This window comes from Ensifer sesbaniae, from assembly GCF_013283665.1.
GTDB classification, from domain to species: domain Bacteria; phylum Pseudomonadota; class Alphaproteobacteria; order Rhizobiales; family Rhizobiaceae; genus Ensifer; species Ensifer sesbaniae.
In genome coordinates, this window is record NZ_JABEKU010000001.1 from 3,696,137 (window position 1) to 3,711,528 (window position 15,392).

Genomic DNA, 15,392 nt, shown 5'->3' on the forward strand with positions numbered 1-15,392 from the left:
GCAAGGCCGGATGCAGCTGATGACGGGGGAACCAGAATGAACTACCGGGAGACTCCAAGCGTAGAGAGCGATCGCTCTTTCCATATGCTGTTTTTCGGTGAGCGTCCGGTGAGCGGATTTTGCTGAACGAGCCAGTTAGGCGATGTTCTGGCATTAGAACCAGCATTAGTGCTGACACTAATTCCAGATCTGAGAGGTTGGCATGGCCCGCATGGAGATCATTTCCGGCGTCGAGCGTAGGCGGCGATGGTCGAAAGAAGCTAAGCTGGAGATATTGGCAGAAGCCGACCAGCCTGGCGTCCGCATTGGTGATGTAGCTCGTCGCCATGACATCTATCCGGCTCAGATCCGTCTATGGCGGAAGACACTTAGCCACTTCGAGGCGTCAACCTCGTTTCTTCCGGTACAGCTCGTCGACGACGTAAGCCTCGGGCAGACGCCTGCGGCTTCGCCGGCGCCAGTGTTTATCGAGATCTTGCTCCGAAACGGTCGGGGCTTGAAAGTTCCAGCCGACATCGAGCGAAAGATGCTGGCATCGTTGATCGCCTGTGTGGAGGCAGCATGATCGGGCCTTCGGGGAATGTGCGGGTCTATTTGGCCTGCGGGGTGACCGACATGCGGCGTGGGATTGATGGTCTCTCGGCCCTGGCCGAGACAGTCATAAAGGAAGCGCCAGGATCTGGCGCCATCTTCGGGTTCCGTGGCAAGCGCGCGGATCGGATCAAGCTTTTATGGTGGGATGGCCAGGGGTTCTGCCTGTTCTACAAGGTTCTGGAGCGCGGATATTTTCCTTGGCCGACGGCGAAGGATGGCGTGGCGCACCTGACACAGGCCCAACTTTCCATGCTTATCGAGGGGATCGACTGGCGTCGACCGGCGTGGACTTCCGCTCCCGGCCGAACGCGGTAAAGGCCTTATTTTACAAGGGAATCCGGGCAAAATGCTAGCGCTTGAGGCGCAAATCGGCTACGTTTTCTGGCATGAAAACAACGCCGCTGGACAGTCAGGACGAGCTTGCTGCTTTGCGCGTGCTCGTCGCTGAACAGGCGGCGAAACTTGAGCGACAAGAAGCCGAAGTCACCAAGCGCGACTCCATTATCAGCCTTCTGCGCGCGCAGTTGGAACTGCTCCGCCATCGGCAGCATGGCCCCGCTTCGGAGAAGATCGATCGGAAGATCGAGCAATTTGAGCTGATGCTGGAGGAGATCGAGGCCTCCCGCGCCGAGGCTGAGATGCGCTCCGGGAAGCTCCCTTTGCCGGAACTGGACGACGCACCGGCTAAGCCGAAGCGCAAACCGCTGCCGGATGGCCTTCCAACAGAAGAGCTGGTCTATGCAGCGCCCTGCAGTTGTCCGACCTGTGGCGGCACATCGTTCCTGAAGGCGGCTGACAAGGTCGTCCAGGTGATGGAGCACGTACCGGCATCCGTAAAGATTGTCCGGCACGTCGAAAAGCGCATGATCTGCAGGGACTGCGATACAACAGTGTCTGGCGAAATGCCGACCTTGCCGATTGAGAAAGGCAAGCCCGGACCGGGATTGCTCGCCCACATCATGGTCGCCAAGTTCGACGATCACATTCCGCTCTATCGTCTATCCGAGATGTACGACCGGCTGGGAATAGACATCTCCCGGTCCGTGATGGCGGACTGGATGGGCCGTGTGTCCGTTCTGCTTTCGCCCCTCATTTTGCTGATCAGAGCCCATATCGCCGCAGTCGACCGAATACATACGGACGATACCCCAGTCGATGTTCTCGACCCTGGGCGCGGGAAGACCAAAACAGGCAGGGTTTGGGTCTATGTCTTCGATGGCAGTGGCTATCAAGATCCAACGCCCAGAGCCATAGCCTATTACTATAGCCCCGATCGTAAGGGCGCACATCCGGCAGACCACCTCGCTGACTTCAGCGGCGTGATGCATGCCGATGGCTATGGTGGCTATAAGAAGCTTTACGGCAACCAGATCATCGAGGCTGCGTGCATGGCGCATGTGCGCCGCAAGTTCCATGATGTGATCAAACTGAAGCCGTCACCGATCGCCGACGAGGCGCTGACACGCATCGGCGCGCTCTACGATATCGAGGATCGTATCCACGGCATGCCGGCTGACGAGCGACGCGCACTGCGCCAGGAACATGCCAGGCCCATCCTGAGGGACTTGAAGGTGTGGATCGAGGATACGCTTCCGACGTTGCCGCAGAAACAGAAGCTGGCGGAAGCGATGCGATACGCACTCTCGCGATGGGCCGCATTGAGCGTTTACATCGACGACGGCCGTGTCGAAATCGACAACAATATAGCCGAACGTGCGATGCGCCCCCTCGGGATTGGCCGTAAGAACTGGCTCTTCGCCGGCTCGGACAAGGGCGGAGAGCGCATCGCCAATATCCTGACCATCATCGAAACGGCCAAACTGCATGGCCACAATCCCGAAACCTACCTCACGGACGTGCTAACCCGGATCAAAGATTACCCAATAGACAGGCTGGAAGATCTGTTGCCATGGAATATGCTCCCAGCAGGACCCGCACTGCAGAAGGCTGTCTGATGGCTCGTTCGATGCACATTTATACGATCGAAAACGTCGCCGCCATGATCGGCGAAAACCTCGAACTGCTCAGAGAAATCTCCGCCAACTCGGACAATATCGACTACGGCGAAATGGTGCACGTCCACAACACGACCGAAGAGGGCACAACCGGCTTCACGGACAGAGGCGTCGAATGCCTCGAGGAGTTCCTAGCGGATATCCGGACATGGCACGGAGGAGTCCGTCAGTTCTTGGTCGATGAACAATGCGACCCTGAAAGGATCGAGCGCATAATGACCGACGAGCTAAAGCGCGCGCCCTAACCCTGCGCCTCGACCACGCAGAAAATGCATTCGCCGGACGCTCACGTTTTTCGTGTGTGTCGCCTTGGCGATCCTCGGCAGCCTGCTCGCCGGGGCGGACGGTTCCGCCTGGCGCTGGTTGCACTACCTGACGAAGCCGACGGCAACGCTGTTGCTGCTCGTCGCTGTCCTGCGCAACGCTCGCCGCTCGTCCAGCGCCTATGCCATGGCGATCGTGATAGGTCTCGCCTTTGCTGCCGCCGGCGACGTCTTTCTCATGTTGCCGGGCGACTATTTTCTCGCCGGCCTCGTCTGTTTTCTGCTGACCCATTGCGCCTACATCTATGCGCTCACACGCGATGCCAGATTTGCCGCCCATGCTGGGGTGTTTGGCTTCTTCGCCTTGATTGCTCTTCTCGTCGTCGGCGGCTTGTGGACGTCGCTGCCGTCGGCGATGCGCATCCCGGTCATCATCTACGCCCTGGCGCTTGGTGCGATGGCCGCCCAGGCCGTCTCCCGCGCCCGGCAGCTTTCGGCAACGCCACAGCAAAGTGGCGCCCGCCAGGCCGCTATCGGTGGCCTGTTGTTCCTGGTCAGCGACACGGTACTCGCCTATGGCCGCTTCCGATGGGACATTCCCTTCAATGCCCTCTGGGTGCTCGGCACCTATTATGCGGCGCAGTGGTTCTTCGCTCGCTCGACTGAAATCCGATGACAATCACACCCGATACCCCTTCAGATCTCGCCGCCACCTTCGACCGCTTGCGGCGCGCGTGGCTGCAGGCGCGCCCGCCCGTCGAGCAGCGCCGCGAGGATCTGAGCCGGCTCAGGAACCGCCTGAGCACCCGGATGGATGAGATGTGCAATGCGATCGACGCGGATTTCGGCCATCGCGCCCGGCATGAGACGATGCTTGGCGAAGGCGGCGTGGTGCTTTCCGAGATCGACCACACACTGGCGAAGCTCAAGCACTGGGTCCGGCCGGAGAGGCGAAAGGCAGGATGGAAACTCTGGCCGGCCAAGGCGGAAGTGCGCTTCGTGCCGCTCGGTGTCGTCGGCATCATCTCGCCGTGGAACTACCCGGTCAACCTGGCGCTTGCCCCCCTCGTGGCAGCAATCGCTGCCGGCAATCATGTCTTCCTGAAACCCTCGGAGCATACACCGCATACGGCCGAGTTTCTGCGATCGCTACTTGCCGAGGTGTTTCCGGAAAAGCGAGTTGCGGTCGCGATCGGCGGCCCCGAGCTCTCCGCCGCCTTCTCGACCCTGCCGTTCGATCATCTGTTCTTCACCGGCTCGACCGCCGTCGGGCGCAAGGTGATGGCGGCGGCCGCGCAGAACCTGACGCCGGTAACGCTGGAGCTCGGCGGCAAGTCGCCGGCGATCATCGGCGAGACAGCCGACCTCGCGAAAGCCGCCGCGCGTGTCGTAACCGGCAAGTTCTTCAATGCCGGCCAGACCTGCATCTCGCCCGACTACGTCCTCATTCATGAGAGCAGGCGCGACGCCTTCGTGGATCTGCTGAAGCAGGAAGTCGCGGCGCGTTATCCTGCAAAGCGAAAGCTCGAAGATTATACGTCCATCATCAATGCCGCTCAGTACGAGCGCCTGCAGTGCCTGATTGCCGATGCTGCGGCGCGCGGCCATGAGGTGGTCCCGCTTCTCGATGCGATTGAAGACAGCAGCGCCCGGCCGCGCCTTCTTCCGCCGACGCTCGTCATCGATCCGGATCGCGACAGCACCGCCATGGGCGAGGAGATCTTCGGGCCGATTCTGCCGGTGGTCAGCTACAGTTCGATCGAGGACGCGATCGCCTATGTGCTTGGCCACGATCGCCCGCTGGCGCTCTATTGCTTCAGCCGCAGCGAGGCGGAAATCGAGGCCATTCTCTCGCGTGTCGTTGCAGGCGGCGTCTGCGTCAACGACACGCTCTACCAGTTCGGCTGCAACGACCTGCCCTTCGGCGGCGTTGGTGCCAGCGGCATGGGCCACTACCACGGCCGCGACGGGTTCCTGACCTTCTCCAAGGCGATGCCGATCTTGAGAAAATATGATCCGGCGCCGAGTGATCTGGTGAAGCCGCCCTATCGGGGCATCGCCGACTGGGTCATCCGTTTCCTGTCGCGATAGGCGACCAAAAATTCTGCATCCACACTGCAATTTCGACTTGTAGCTCTAGTTGCTAGAGGTCGTAGTCTTGCTTCAGGATTTGCAAGGAGCAGGTTATGGCGAGCACTATTCGGGAAGCCCGTTATCGCGTCGAAGGCATGGATTGCGCGTCCTGCGCGACCAAGATCGACACGGCGGTGCGCAGGCTGTCGGGCGTCGAGGACGTCTCGGTTTCCGTGTCGGCGGGCACGATGTCGGTAAAATTCGCCGACGAGAACGATCTCGCAACGTCGATCGTGAGCAAGGTCGGAAAGCTCGGTTATCGCCTGCACCCGATCAACGCCGGCCAGACGCTGGAACGGAAAGCGGGGCACCTGTGCTCCGGCCACGACCACGGCGATCATGGTCACCATCATGATCATGGGCATGATCACCAACACCAATACGATCATCATCATGACGGTCACGCCGGGCCGAAGAGTGAAAACACCGCGGCGACGGCCATGGGGTTTCATGGCCAAGACCATGGCCCAACCAGTGGTGCCTGGTGGAAATCGGGCAAGGGTAAGCTGACGATCGCCAGCGGCCTGGCGCTGATCGCCGCCTATGCTGTCGGCAAGCTGGCCCCGGTCACAGAACCCTGGATCTTCACTCTGGCCATGCTCGTCGGCCTGCTACCGATCGCGCGCCGCGCCTTTGCGGCTGCCACCATGGGCACGCCGTTCTCGATCGAGATGCTGATGACGATTGCTGCCATCGGCGCGGTTTTCATTGGCGCGACCGAGGAAGCCGCCATGGTCGTGCTGCTGTTCCTGATCGGTGAGCTTCTGGAGGGCGTGGCGGCCGGAAAGGCGCGCGCCAGCATCCAGTTGCTGACGGCGCTCGTTCCGAAATCTGCCTTCGTCGAGCGCGACGGCCGGCTTGACGAAGTTCCTGCCGAGGCGCTCGCCGTCGGCGCCGCCATTCTCGTACGCCCCGGCGATCGCATTCCGGCAGATGGCGTGGTGCTTTCCGGTGAAAGCGCCGTCGACGAGGCGCCAGTGACCGGCGAGAGCACGCCGGTGCGTAAGGAAGTGAATGACATCGTCGTTGCGGGCACCGTCAATGGTTCCGCGGCGCTGCGCGTCCGGGTGACGGCCGCCGCGGCGGACAACACCATTGCACGCATCGTTCGCCTGGTGGAGGAAGCGCAGGAAAGCAAGGCGCCGACCGAGCGCTTCATCGACCGTTTCTCGCGTTATTATACGCCGGGTGTCGTCGTGGTCGCGGCGCTCGTCGCCGTGCTGCCGCCGCTTCTCTGGGGTGGCTCCTGGGATGAGTGGATCTACAAGGGCCTCGCCATCCTGCTCATCGGTTGCCCCTGTGCGCTGGTGATCTCGACGCCGGCCGCAATCGCCGCCAGCCTATCGGCGGGCGCCCGGCGCGGGCTGCTGATGAAGGGCGGCGCGGTGCTGGAAAACGTCGGCAAGATAACCGCCGCCGCCTTCGACAAGACCGGGACCCTCACCGAAGGCAAGCCGAAAGTAACGGACATCCTCGGCTTCGGCCGGTCGGAGAAAGAGGTTCTGCGTCTGGCGGCCGCGCTGGAGCAGGGATCGAACCATCCGCTCGCCCGCGCCATCCTGGAGCGAAGCACGGCCGACGGCCTTGTCGTCCCCAACATCGCGACCGTGAATGCGGTCGGCGGCAAGGGTCTTGAAGGGACCGTTGACGGCATCGCGCTGTTCTTCGGCTCGCCCAAGGCCGCCGCCGAGCGGGGTCCGATGACCGCCGAAGAGAAGGCGCGCGTCGCAGCTCTCAACGATGAAGGCAAGACGGTTTCGGTGCTGGTGGCCGGTGGCGTGATCGCAGGCGCCATCGCCATGCGCGACGAGCCGCGGCCGGATGCGGCTGCGGGTGTGAAGGCATTGACCGATGCCGGCCTTCGCGTCGTCATGCTGACCGGCGACAACCGGCGCACGGCGGAGGCGATCGGCCGCCAGTTCGGCATGGAGGTTCGGGCCGAACTGCTGCCAGAGGACAAGCAACGCATCATTCGTGACCTGAAGGCCGGAGGCTTCAACGTTGCCAAGATTGGCGACGGCATCAACGATGCGCCGGCGCTGGCTGCCGCCGATATCGGCATTGCCATGGGCGGCGGCACGGACGTCGCGCTGGAAACGGCGGATGCGGCGGTGTTGCATGGCCGGGTCGGCGACGTGGCGGCGATGATCCGGCTTTCCCGCTCGACGATGCGCAACATCGTTGAGAACATCACGATCGCGCTGGGCCTGAAGGCCGTCTTCCTGGTGACGACGATCATTGGCGTCACCGGTCTTTGGCCCGCCATCCTGGCCGACACCGGCGCCACGGTGCTCGTCACCATGAATGCGCTGCGGCTGCTCCGGCCCGTGCGAGCCGCTTGAACGACCCCAAAGTCCTCAAAAGCATGTCGCGCAAAAGTGTGCGGCGGTTTTGCAAGAACGACATGGGAAATATCAAAAGAGGACCGGCGGCGCCCGTTGTCGCCGGTTTTTCGCGTCCAAGTGCCTGTGAATATTCAGGCTGGACTCTGACCAGCGATCTGATGAGAGTATAAGGAGATCACGGTTGAGGGCTTTCGCCCCGAAAAATCGATGATAAACTTAGACCAAATGGTAAAAAAATCGCCGGCACGGTTTCTGGGAAGAATGCCGAAGCGGGCCAGTTTGGGGATCGCAAGGCCAATATGGACAATATTGCCATCGAACTGCGTGGGATCGACAAGAGTTTCGGCCCGGTCCACGCCAACAAGAACATCAATCTAAAGGTCCGCAAGGGGACGATCCACGGCATCATTGGCGAAAACGGTGCGGGAAAATCGACCCTGATGTCGATCCTCTATGGCTTCTACCAAGCCGATAGCGGTGAAATCCTCGTCGACGGCAAGCCCGTCGCCATCCGTGACCCGAATGCGGCGATCGCCGCCGGCATCGGTATGGTCCACCAGCACTTCATGCTGGTCGAGAACTTCACGGTGCTGGAAAACGTCATGCTCGGCGCCGAGGACAGCCAGATCCTCAACAAGGGCATTGCCAAGGCGCGCGTCGAGCTGAAGCGGCTGGAGCGCGAATACGCGCTGGAGGTCAATCCAGACGCGCTCATCGAGGAATTGCCGGTTGGTTTGCAGCAGCGTGTCGAAATCCTGAAGGCGCTCTATCGCCGCGCCGATATCCTGATCCTCGACGAGCCGACAGGCGTGCTGACGCCGGCCGAGGCCGACCACCTCTTCCGCGTTCTCGAACAGCTGAAGAGCCAGGGAAAAACGATAATCCTCATCACTCACAAGCTGCGCGAGATCATGGCGATCACCGACGAAGTGTCGGTCATGCGCCGCGGCGAGATGGTAGCGACGCGGACCACGGCCGAGACTTCGGTGGAGGAACTCGCCGAGCTCATGGTCGGGCGCCGCGTGTTGCTGCGCGTCGAGAAGGGTGAGGCGAAGCCCGGCGAGGTCAAGCTCGCAGTCGAGGGGCTTACCGTCAAGGATGGCCGCGGCGTCACCATGGTCGACAACGTTTCGTTCAATCTCCGGGCCGGCGAGATTGTCGGCATCGCCGGCGTCGCCGGCAACGGCCAGTCGGAACTGTTGGAAGCGATCGCCGGGATCCGCCGTGCCGTGTCCGGCTCCGTGCACCTGAATGGCAAGCCAATCGACGTCACCGGCCATGCCGACCCGGCGGAACTGCGCGATCGCGGCCTCGCCCATGTGCCGGAAGACCGCCACCATGTCGGCCTCGTCCTGAAGTTCGAGGAGTGCGAAAACGCCATCCTCGGCTACCATCATGACAAGCGCTACCTCAACGGCGTCTTCCTGAACATCGATGCGATCCGCGAGGATGCCGAGAAGCGCATCGCCGAATACGATATACGCCCGCCGAATCCGCGGCTGAAGACCGCGAATTTCTCCGGCGGCAACCAGCAGAAGATCGTGTTGGCGCGCGAAATGGAGCGCGGGCCCGATGTGCTGATCATCGGCCAGCCGACCCGCGGCGTCGACGTCGGCGCCATCGAATTCATCCATAAACGGATTATCGAGATGCGCGATCAGGGCAAGGCTGTCCTGCTGGTCTCCGTCGAACTCGATGAAATCCGCGCGCTTTCGGACCGTATCCTGGTCATGTTCGCCGGCCGCGTCGTTGGCGAGCGCGATCCGGATGCCACCGAGGGCGAACTCGGCCTGTTGATGGCCGGTGTCGAAGGCCGCAAGGAGGCCGCAGAATGAGCACCCCTTATGCAAAGCTCCCGGGCTGGGTCGAATATGGCCTCATCCCGCTGATCAATCTCGCGGTCGCCTTCCTCGTTGCCGGCCTCGTCGTGTTGCTCGTCGGCGAAAATCCGCTGGAGGCCGCCTATCACCTGATCAACGGCGCCTTCGGCCGCGGCGAATATCTCGGCTTTACGCTCTACTACGCGACGACCTTCATCTTCACTGGCCTTGCGGTCGCCGTCGCCTTCCATGCCGGCCTCTTCAACATCGGCGGCGAGGGCCAAGCCTACGTCGGTGGTATCGGCGTTGCGCTCGCCTGCCTCTGGCTCGACCAGACGATGCCCTGGTACGTCGTCTTCCCACTGGCGATCCTCGGTTCGGCTTTCTTCGGCGCGGCCTGGGCATTCCTTCCCGGTTGGCTGCAGGCCAAGCGCGGCAGCCATATCGTCATCACCACCATCATGTTCAACTTCATCGCCTCGAGCCTGATGGTCTATCTGCTGACGCGTGTCCTGAAGCCGCTCGGTTCGATGGCGCCGCAGACGCGGACCTTCGCCGAAGGCGGGCAATTGCCGAAGCTGGACTGGCTGCTTGCGATCTTCGGGCTGGACGTCGGTACGGCGCCGTTCAACGTCTCGTTCCTGCTGGCGCTGGTTGCGGCCCTCTGCGTCTGGCTCCTGATCTGGCGCACCAAGCTCGGCTATGAAATGCGCACCATGGGCCACAGCCCCTCGGCAGCGCGCTACGCCGGCATGAGCGAAAGCCGCATCACCGTGATCACCATGATGATCTCGGGCGGCCTCGCGGGCATGATGGCGCTGAACCCGATCATGGGTGAACAAGCACGCATGCAGCTCGATTTCGTCCAAGGGGCAGGCTTCGTCGGCATCGCCGTGGCGTTGATGGGCCGCTCGCATCCGGCAGGCATCATCCCGGCCGCCGTCCTCTTCGGCATGCTCTATCAGGGTGGAGCCGAGATATCTTTCGAAATGCCGTCGATTTCCCGTGACATGATCGTCATCATCCAGGGCCTGGTCATTCTCTTTGCCGGCGCACTCGAAAACATGTTCCGGCCGGCGATCACCCGGCTGTTCGCGATGCAGAGCCGCCGTGCGGCCGTCGTGGCACAGACCAAGGGAGCTTGAAGCCATGGATTTCTTCCACGTCATCGTGGTGCTCCTCGAGTCCACCATCCGCGTTTCCGTCCCGCTGATCTTTGCAGCGCTTGCCGGGCTTTTCACCGAACGTGCCGGCGTCTTCGACATCGGCCTCGAAGGCAAGATGCTCGGCGCGGCGTTTGCGGCCGGCGCTGTCGCCGCCGTCACCCAGTCCGTCTGGATGGGCTTGCTGGCGGCCATTCTGATCTCGATTGCCCTGTCGCTGGTCCATGGCTACGCCTCGATCACCCAGCGCGGCAACCAGATCGTCTCCGGTGTCGCGATCAACTTCATCGTGGCCGGTTCGACCGTCATCCTCGGCGAAGCCTGGTTCCGCCAGGGCGGCCGCACCCCGGCGCTTGGCGAAGGCTCCCGCTTCCAGACGATCACCTTCCCCTTTGCCGACAGCGTCAGGGAGATCCCGATCCTGGGTCCGATCTATTCGGACCTGCTTTCCGGGCATTTCCTCCTGACCTATGTCGCCTTCGCCATGGTGCCGATCAGCTGGTGGATCCTCTACCGCACCCGCTTCGGTCTCCGCTTGCGCGCAGTCGGCGAAAACCCCGGCGCGGTCGATACGGCCGGTATCTCGGTTATCTGGCTGCGTTATCGCGCCGTCATCTGCTGCGGCATCCTTTGCGGTTTTGCCGGCGCCTATCTGTCGCTGGCGATGACCGCCGGCTTCGTCAAGGGCATGACCGCCGGCAAGGGTTACATCGCGCTTGCAGCACTGATCTTCGCCAAATGGCGGCCGTTCAACATCATGCTGGCCTGCCTGCTCTTCGGCTTCCTCGATGCGCTGGCGATCCGTCTCCAGGGCAATCCGCTGCCGTTGATCGGCCAGGTGCCGGTGCAACTGATGCAGGCGCTGCCCTATATCCTCACCGTGATCCTGCTGGCCGGGTTTATCGGCAAGGCAATCCCGCCGAAGGCTGGCGGCGTCCCCTATGTCAAGGAGCGCTAGAACCATGGAAAACGAACTGTTCGAGGCCGCCCGCGAGGCGATGGCCAAGGCGCATGCGCCCTACTCGAAGTTCCCTGTCGGCGCGGCGATCCGCGCCGAGGACGGCAAGATCTATACCGGCGCCAACATCGAGAACCTGTCGTTTCCCGAGGGATGGTGCGCTGAGACCACCGCTATCAGCCATATGGTCATGGCGGGCCAGCGCAAGATCCTGGAAGTGGCCGTCGTTGCCGAGAAGCTGGCGCTCTGCCCGCCCTGCGGCGGCTGCCGCCAGCGGCTCGCGGAATTCTCCGGCGCCAGCACGCGCATTTTCCTGTGCGACGAGACCGGCGTGAAAAAGACCCTGGCGCTGTCGGATCTGCTGCCGCACAGCTTCGAGACCGAGATCCTCGGATGACTGCGGCCGCTGAATTGCTGAAGGCCCGGCTCGCGGGCTTTTCGCCGCGCTATGGCATCGTGCTCGGCTCCGGGCTCGGCTCGCTGGTCGATTCCGTGGAGGAAACGTTACGGCTCTCCTATGCCGAGATCCCCGGCTTTCCGGTCAGCGGCGTCTCCGGCCATGCCGGCGAACTCGTCGCCGGAACGCTCTCGGGCGTTCCCGTCATCATGCTTTCCGGCCGGGTTCACTATTACGAGCAGGGCGATGCCAACGCGATGCGCCTGCCGCTGGAGACGCTGAAGGAACTCGGCATCGAATGCCTGGTTCTCACCAATTCCGCCGGCTCGCTGCGCGAAGACCTACCGCCGGGCTCGGTGATGCGGATTTCCGATCACATCAACTATTCGGGCTTCAATCCGCTGATCGGCGTCGAGAGCGACGATCGCTTCGTCGGCATGACCAATGCCTATGATGCCGAGCTTGCCGCGAGAATGCAGAAGAGCGCCGAGCGCCTGGGCATTCCGCTCAGCGGCGGCGTTTACATGTGGTTCTCCGGTCCGAGCTTCGAGACGCCGGCCGAAATTCGCATGGCGCGCATCCTTGGTGCCGATGCCGTCGGCATGTCCACCGTTCCGGAAGTCATTCTCGCCCGCTTCTTCGGCTTGAGGGTCGTCGCCGCCTCGGTGATCACCAATTTCGGCGCCGGCATGACCGGGGGCGAGATCAGCCACCACGAGACCAAGGACATGGCGCCGGTCGGCGGCAAGCGGCTTGCCGCGATCCTCGCTGACATGATTGCCGCCGATACGGTGCGCGGGTGACGATGCTTCCGCAGGAAACCATCAGGCGCAAGCGTAACGGTGAACGCCTTGCTCCGGCCGAGATTGCCGACTTTGTCCGCGGCCTCTCGGATGGCTCGATCTCCGAAGGGCAGGTGGCTGCTTTCGCCATGGCTGTCTGGTTCTCCGGCATGGGCCGCGAGGAGACCGTGGCCTTGACGCTCGCGATGCGCGACTCCGGCGAGACGCTCGACTGGAGTGCGATTGGTCGCCCAATCGCAGACAAGCATTCGACCGGGGGTGTCGGCGACAATGTTTCGCTGATGCTCGCGCCCATCGTCGCTGCCTGCGGTCTTGCCGTGCCTATGATTTCGGGACGCGGCCTGGGGCACACCGGCGGCACGCTCGACAAGCTCGAATCGATACCCGGCTACAACATCCAGCCGTCGGCGGCAGTGTTCCGTAAGACGGTCGACGAGATCGGCTGTGCGATCATTGGCCAAACGGCGAACCTCGCCCCGGCCGACAAGCGCCTCTATGCGATCCGCGACGTCACGGCAACCGTCGACTCCGTGCCGCTGATCACGGCCTCGATCCTTTCCAAGAAGCTCGCCGCCGGTCTCCAGTCGCTGGTGCTCGACGTCAAACTCGGCAACGGCTCCTTCATGAGCGATGTGCAAGAGGCCGAAGTTCTGGCGCGCTCGCTGGTGGACGTTGCCAACGGCGCCGGCGTTCGCACGTCTGCGCTCTTGACCGACATGAACGAGCCGCTGGCCGATGCCGCCGGAAATGCGCTCGAGATCGACAATTGCCTGGCCTTCCTGCGCGGCGAGAAGACCGGGACGCGGCTTGAAACGGTCGTCCTGGCTTTTGCCGCCGAAATGCTGGTGGCAGGGGGCCTCGCCGACAATCCGGAACAGGGCGAGGCACTGGCGCGCAAAGCGCTTGGCAGCGGAGCGGCGCTCGAACGCTTCGGGAAAATGGTGCACGCCCTTGGCGGGCCGGTGGATTTTGTCGAGCGCTCGGTGGACTATCTGGGGCGGGCGCCGGTCATCTTGCCGGTCGAAGCGAAGCGGTCCGGTTACCTTACGGCCTGCGAGACGCGCGAGCTCGGCGTGGCCGTCATCGCGCTTGGCGGTGGGCGATCGCATCCGGATGACAGGATCGACCATCGGGTCGGCTTCGACGCGCTGAAGCCGCTCGGAACGCGGATCGAGAAGGGCGAGCTGATCGCATTCGTGCATGGGGCAGGCCAGGATGCGGCAGAGGTCGCCCGCCGTCGTCTGCACGAGCTCTACACGATCGACGATATCGAGCCGGTGAAACGTTCGCCGATCCTGGCGAAGATCACCTGACGAGATGTAAGGCGCCGTCCTCGACGCGGAAGGATGACAGCCGGCTCAGGAACGTCATGCCGATAAGCGTGCCGGAGAGTGCCTTGTCCGGCAGGACAAGCGCCTGGACGTCGCGTACGGATATGCCGCCGATTTCGATCCGGTTCAGCACCGCCGGGGCCGCTTCGACGACACCATTGGCGGTGTTGATGCGAGCGGTGAAAGAGAGTGTGCCTGGCGAAATGCCGAGGCGGCGTGCGGTCGAAAGGTTGATGGCGATCGCGCTGGCGCCGGTGTCGACCAGCCCGCGCTCGCTCCGGCCATTGATACGGAACGTGCCGAAGAAATGGCCGGCGCCATCGGCATCGAGCACCACGCTCCGCCCCGCCGCGTATTTTGCTGTGGTCGCCGGCGGGGCCGGTTCTTCGGCAGCCGTCCTGTCACCGCCTTGTGTCAGGGCGGTCGTCGCGAGATGCGGTACCACCATTGCTGCAAGTGCGGCCACACCGGCCAAGGCGAGCAGGCGAACGAGCATGGACATAACTCCCCATGGCAGCGGATGCAGCACTCTCAAGGTGCTGCGGCAACCCGTGGCGCGCCCGTGCGCGCCACGGGGCAGTAGACCGGATGACGCCTAAGACGACATAAAAAAAGCCACCGGAGACCGGCGGCTTTCTCATGCAACTGCAATCCTGGTTAAGGATCAGGAAATCACTTGGTGCCGTACATGCGGTCGCCCGCATCGCCGAGACCCGGCATGATGTAGCCGAGTTCGTTCAAATGGCTGTCGATCGACGCCGTAAAGATCGGCACATCGGGATGCGCGCCCTGGAAGTTGCGGATGCCTTCGGGAGCCGCGAGCAGGCACAGGAAGCGGATGTTCTTGGCGCCGCGCTCCTTCAGTTTGTCGATCGCCGCGATCGAGGAATTGCCGGTGGCAAGCATCGGGTCTACGACGATGACGAGGCGTTCGGACAGGCTTTCCGGCGCCTTGAAGAAATACTCCACTGCTTCCAGTGTCTCATGGTCGCGGTAGACGCCGATGTGGGAGACGCGGGCCGAAGGCACGAGTTCGAGCATGCCTTCCAGGAGCCCGTTCCCGGCGCGCAGGATCGAGGCGAAGACGAGCTTCTTGCCCTCGAGGACCGGTGAGTCCATTTCCTGCAGCGGCGTTTCGATGCGCTCCATCGTCAGCTCGAGGTCGCGCGTCACCTCGTAGCAGAGCAGCGTCGAGATCTCCCGGAGAAGCCGGCGGAAACCGGCGGTCGAGGTCTCCTTCTTGCGCATGATGGTCAGCTTGTGTTGCACAAGCGGATGATCGATCACTGTAACGCCGTTCATGGCTCACCTTTCCGGATTTTTGTATCCGTCCTTTTTCCATGGAAAGCGTCGTCGCCGCAAGAGTATTGGCCGGCCGGAGAACGTCATCCCCAGTCGACGAATTCCTGTCGGTGCGCGCCCGTACGGCATGTCTTCTCAAATCGACCCAAGGAGACATGCAGAAAATCAAAATTCTAGAGCGACCTTGGTGCGTTCGTCCGAGCGCACGGCCCTCTAGTGTCCTGATTCAGAAGTTTCTGCCGATTTGTTTTGCACATCGGCGATTTGC

The 15,392-nt window shown here is 62.5% G+C and carries 15 protein-coding genes; 13 read left to right on the forward strand and 2 right to left on the reverse strand.

Annotated elements, in window-relative coordinates:
- The first annotated feature begins 202 nt into the window (after window positions 1-202).
- The 13 genes from tnpA (at window position 203) to deoA (ending at window position 13,804) form a co-directional block, all read left to right on the forward strand.
- Entirely contained in the window at window positions 203-565 is a 363-nt protein-coding gene (gene tnpA / locus BHMPCIPO_RS17870) for an IS66-like element accessory protein TnpA (RefSeq protein ID WP_058326502.1), read from the forward strand.
- A complete protein-coding gene (gene tnpB / locus BHMPCIPO_RS17875) occupies window positions 562-909 on the forward strand; it encodes an IS66 family insertion sequence element accessory protein TnpB (protein WP_104668901.1) in 348 nt (115 codons plus the stop codon). The genes tnpA and tnpB overlap by 4 nt, the downstream gene beginning before the upstream one ends.
- A gap of 71 nt (window positions 910-980) precedes the next feature.
- Window positions 981-2,549, forward strand: a complete 1,569-nt coding sequence (gene tnpC / locus BHMPCIPO_RS17880) for an IS66 family transposase (RefSeq protein WP_173518011.1) — start codon at window positions 981-983, stop codon at window positions 2,547-2,549.
- A complete protein-coding gene (locus tag BHMPCIPO_RS17885; RefSeq protein WP_058326152.1) occupies window positions 2,549-2,854 on the forward strand; it encodes a hypothetical protein in 306 nt (101 codons plus the stop codon). The genes tnpC and BHMPCIPO_RS17885 overlap by 1 nt, the downstream gene beginning before the upstream one ends.
- A gap of 28 nt (window positions 2,855-2,882) precedes the next feature.
- The gene (locus tag BHMPCIPO_RS17890; protein WP_173518212.1) at window positions 2,883-3,548 is read left to right on the forward strand and encodes a lysoplasmalogenase; all 666 of its coding nucleotides are present in this window, start codon (window positions 2,883-2,885) and stop codon (window positions 3,546-3,548) included.
- 2 nt (window positions 3,549-3,550) lie between these two features.
- On the forward strand, window positions 3,551-4,963 hold the full coding sequence (locus tag BHMPCIPO_RS17895; protein ID WP_376741665.1) for a coniferyl aldehyde dehydrogenase: 1,413 nt from the start codon (window positions 3,551-3,553) through the stop codon (window positions 4,961-4,963).
- A 95-nt stretch (window positions 4,964-5,058) separates the two neighbouring features.
- A complete protein-coding gene (locus BHMPCIPO_RS17900) occupies window positions 5,059-7,347 on the forward strand; it encodes a heavy metal translocating P-type ATPase (protein ID WP_173518013.1) in 2,289 nt (762 codons plus the stop codon).
- Between the two features lie 302 nt (window positions 7,348-7,649).
- Entirely contained in the window at window positions 7,650-9,185 is a 1,536-nt protein-coding gene (locus tag BHMPCIPO_RS17905) for an ABC transporter ATP-binding protein (protein ID WP_173518014.1), read from the forward strand.
- Window positions 9,182-10,315: an ABC transporter permease gene (locus tag BHMPCIPO_RS17910; RefSeq protein WP_173518015.1), complete on the forward strand. Its 1,134-nt coding sequence runs from the start codon at window positions 9,182-9,184 to the stop codon at window positions 10,313-10,315. Before BHMPCIPO_RS17905 ends, BHMPCIPO_RS17910 begins: the two co-directional genes overlap by 4 nt.
- A 4-nt stretch (window positions 10,316-10,319) precedes the next feature.
- On the forward strand, window positions 10,320-11,291 hold the full coding sequence (locus BHMPCIPO_RS17915) for an ABC transporter permease (protein ID WP_173518016.1): 972 nt from the start codon (window positions 10,320-10,322) through the stop codon (window positions 11,289-11,291).
- Window positions 11,292-11,295: 4 nt separating this feature from the next.
- Window positions 11,296-11,688: a cytidine deaminase gene (locus BHMPCIPO_RS17920; protein ID WP_246304341.1), complete on the forward strand. Its 393-nt coding sequence runs from the start codon at window positions 11,296-11,298 to the stop codon at window positions 11,686-11,688.
- Window positions 11,685-12,491, forward strand: a complete 807-nt coding sequence (locus tag BHMPCIPO_RS17925; RefSeq protein WP_173518018.1) for a purine-nucleoside phosphorylase — start codon at window positions 11,685-11,687, stop codon at window positions 12,489-12,491. The genes BHMPCIPO_RS17920 and BHMPCIPO_RS17925 overlap by 4 nt, the downstream gene beginning before the upstream one ends.
- Complete coding sequence (gene deoA / locus BHMPCIPO_RS17930; protein ID WP_173518019.1) at window positions 12,488-13,804, forward strand: thymidine phosphorylase; 1,317 nt, start codon at window positions 12,488-12,490, stop codon at window positions 13,802-13,804. The genes BHMPCIPO_RS17925 and deoA overlap by 4 nt, the downstream gene beginning before the upstream one ends.
- Here the strand turns inward: deoA and BHMPCIPO_RS17935 are convergent.
- Both BHMPCIPO_RS17935 and upp read right to left on the reverse strand, forming a co-directional pair.
- Window positions 13,797-14,318, reverse strand: coding sequence for a retropepsin-like aspartic protease family protein (locus BHMPCIPO_RS17935; RefSeq protein ID WP_173518020.1), 522 nt, complete (start codon window positions 14,316-14,318; stop codon window positions 13,797-13,799). The genes deoA and BHMPCIPO_RS17935 overlap by 8 nt on opposite strands.
- Window positions 14,319-14,494: 176 nt before the next feature.
- A complete protein-coding gene (gene upp / locus BHMPCIPO_RS17940; protein ID WP_173518021.1) occupies window positions 14,495-15,124 on the reverse strand; it encodes a uracil phosphoribosyltransferase in 630 nt (209 codons plus the stop codon).
- Between the last annotated feature and the right edge of the window lie 268 nt (window positions 15,125-15,392).

What these genes read in the sequence shown, in the direction of transcription:
- BHMPCIPO_RS17885 (WP_058326152.1), top strand. Translation starts at nt 2,549, where the DNA reads ATGGCTCGTTCGATGCACATTTATACGATCGAAAACGTCGCCGCCATG.
- BHMPCIPO_RS17925 (WP_173518018.1), top strand. Translation starts at nt 11,685, where the DNA reads ATGACTGCGGCCGCTGAATTGCTGAAGGCCCGGCTCGCGGGCTTTTCG.
- BHMPCIPO_RS17900 (WP_173518013.1), top strand. Translation starts at nt 5,059, where the DNA reads ATGGCGAGCACTATTCGGGAAGCCCGTTATCGCGTCGAAGGCATGGAT.
- BHMPCIPO_RS17905 (WP_173518014.1), top strand. Translation starts at nt 7,650, where the DNA reads ATGGACAATATTGCCATCGAACTGCGTGGGATCGACAAGAGTTTCGGC.
- BHMPCIPO_RS17910 (WP_173518015.1), top strand. Translation starts at nt 9,182, where the DNA reads ATGAGCACCCCTTATGCAAAGCTCCCGGGCTGGGTCGAATATGGCCTC.
- tnpB (WP_104668901.1), top strand. Translation starts at nt 562, where the DNA reads ATGATCGGGCCTTCGGGGAATGTGCGGGTCTATTTGGCCTGCGGGGTG.
- BHMPCIPO_RS17920 (WP_246304341.1), top strand. Translation starts at nt 11,296, where the DNA reads ATGGAAAACGAACTGTTCGAGGCCGCCCGCGAGGCGATGGCCAAGGCG.
- BHMPCIPO_RS17935 (WP_173518020.1), bottom strand. Translation starts at nt 14,318, where the DNA reads ATGCTCGTTCGCCTGCTCGCCTTGGCCGGTGTGGCCGCACTTGCAGCA.
- upp (WP_173518021.1), bottom strand. Translation starts at nt 15,124, where the DNA reads ATGAACGGCGTTACAGTGATCGATCATCCGCTTGTGCAACACAAGCTG.
- BHMPCIPO_RS17915 (WP_173518016.1), top strand. Translation starts at nt 10,320, where the DNA reads ATGGATTTCTTCCACGTCATCGTGGTGCTCCTCGAGTCCACCATCCGC.
- tnpA (WP_058326502.1), top strand. Translation starts at nt 203, where the DNA reads ATGGCCCGCATGGAGATCATTTCCGGCGTCGAGCGTAGGCGGCGATGG.
- tnpC (WP_173518011.1), top strand. Translation starts at nt 981, where the DNA reads ATGAAAACAACGCCGCTGGACAGTCAGGACGAGCTTGCTGCTTTGCGC.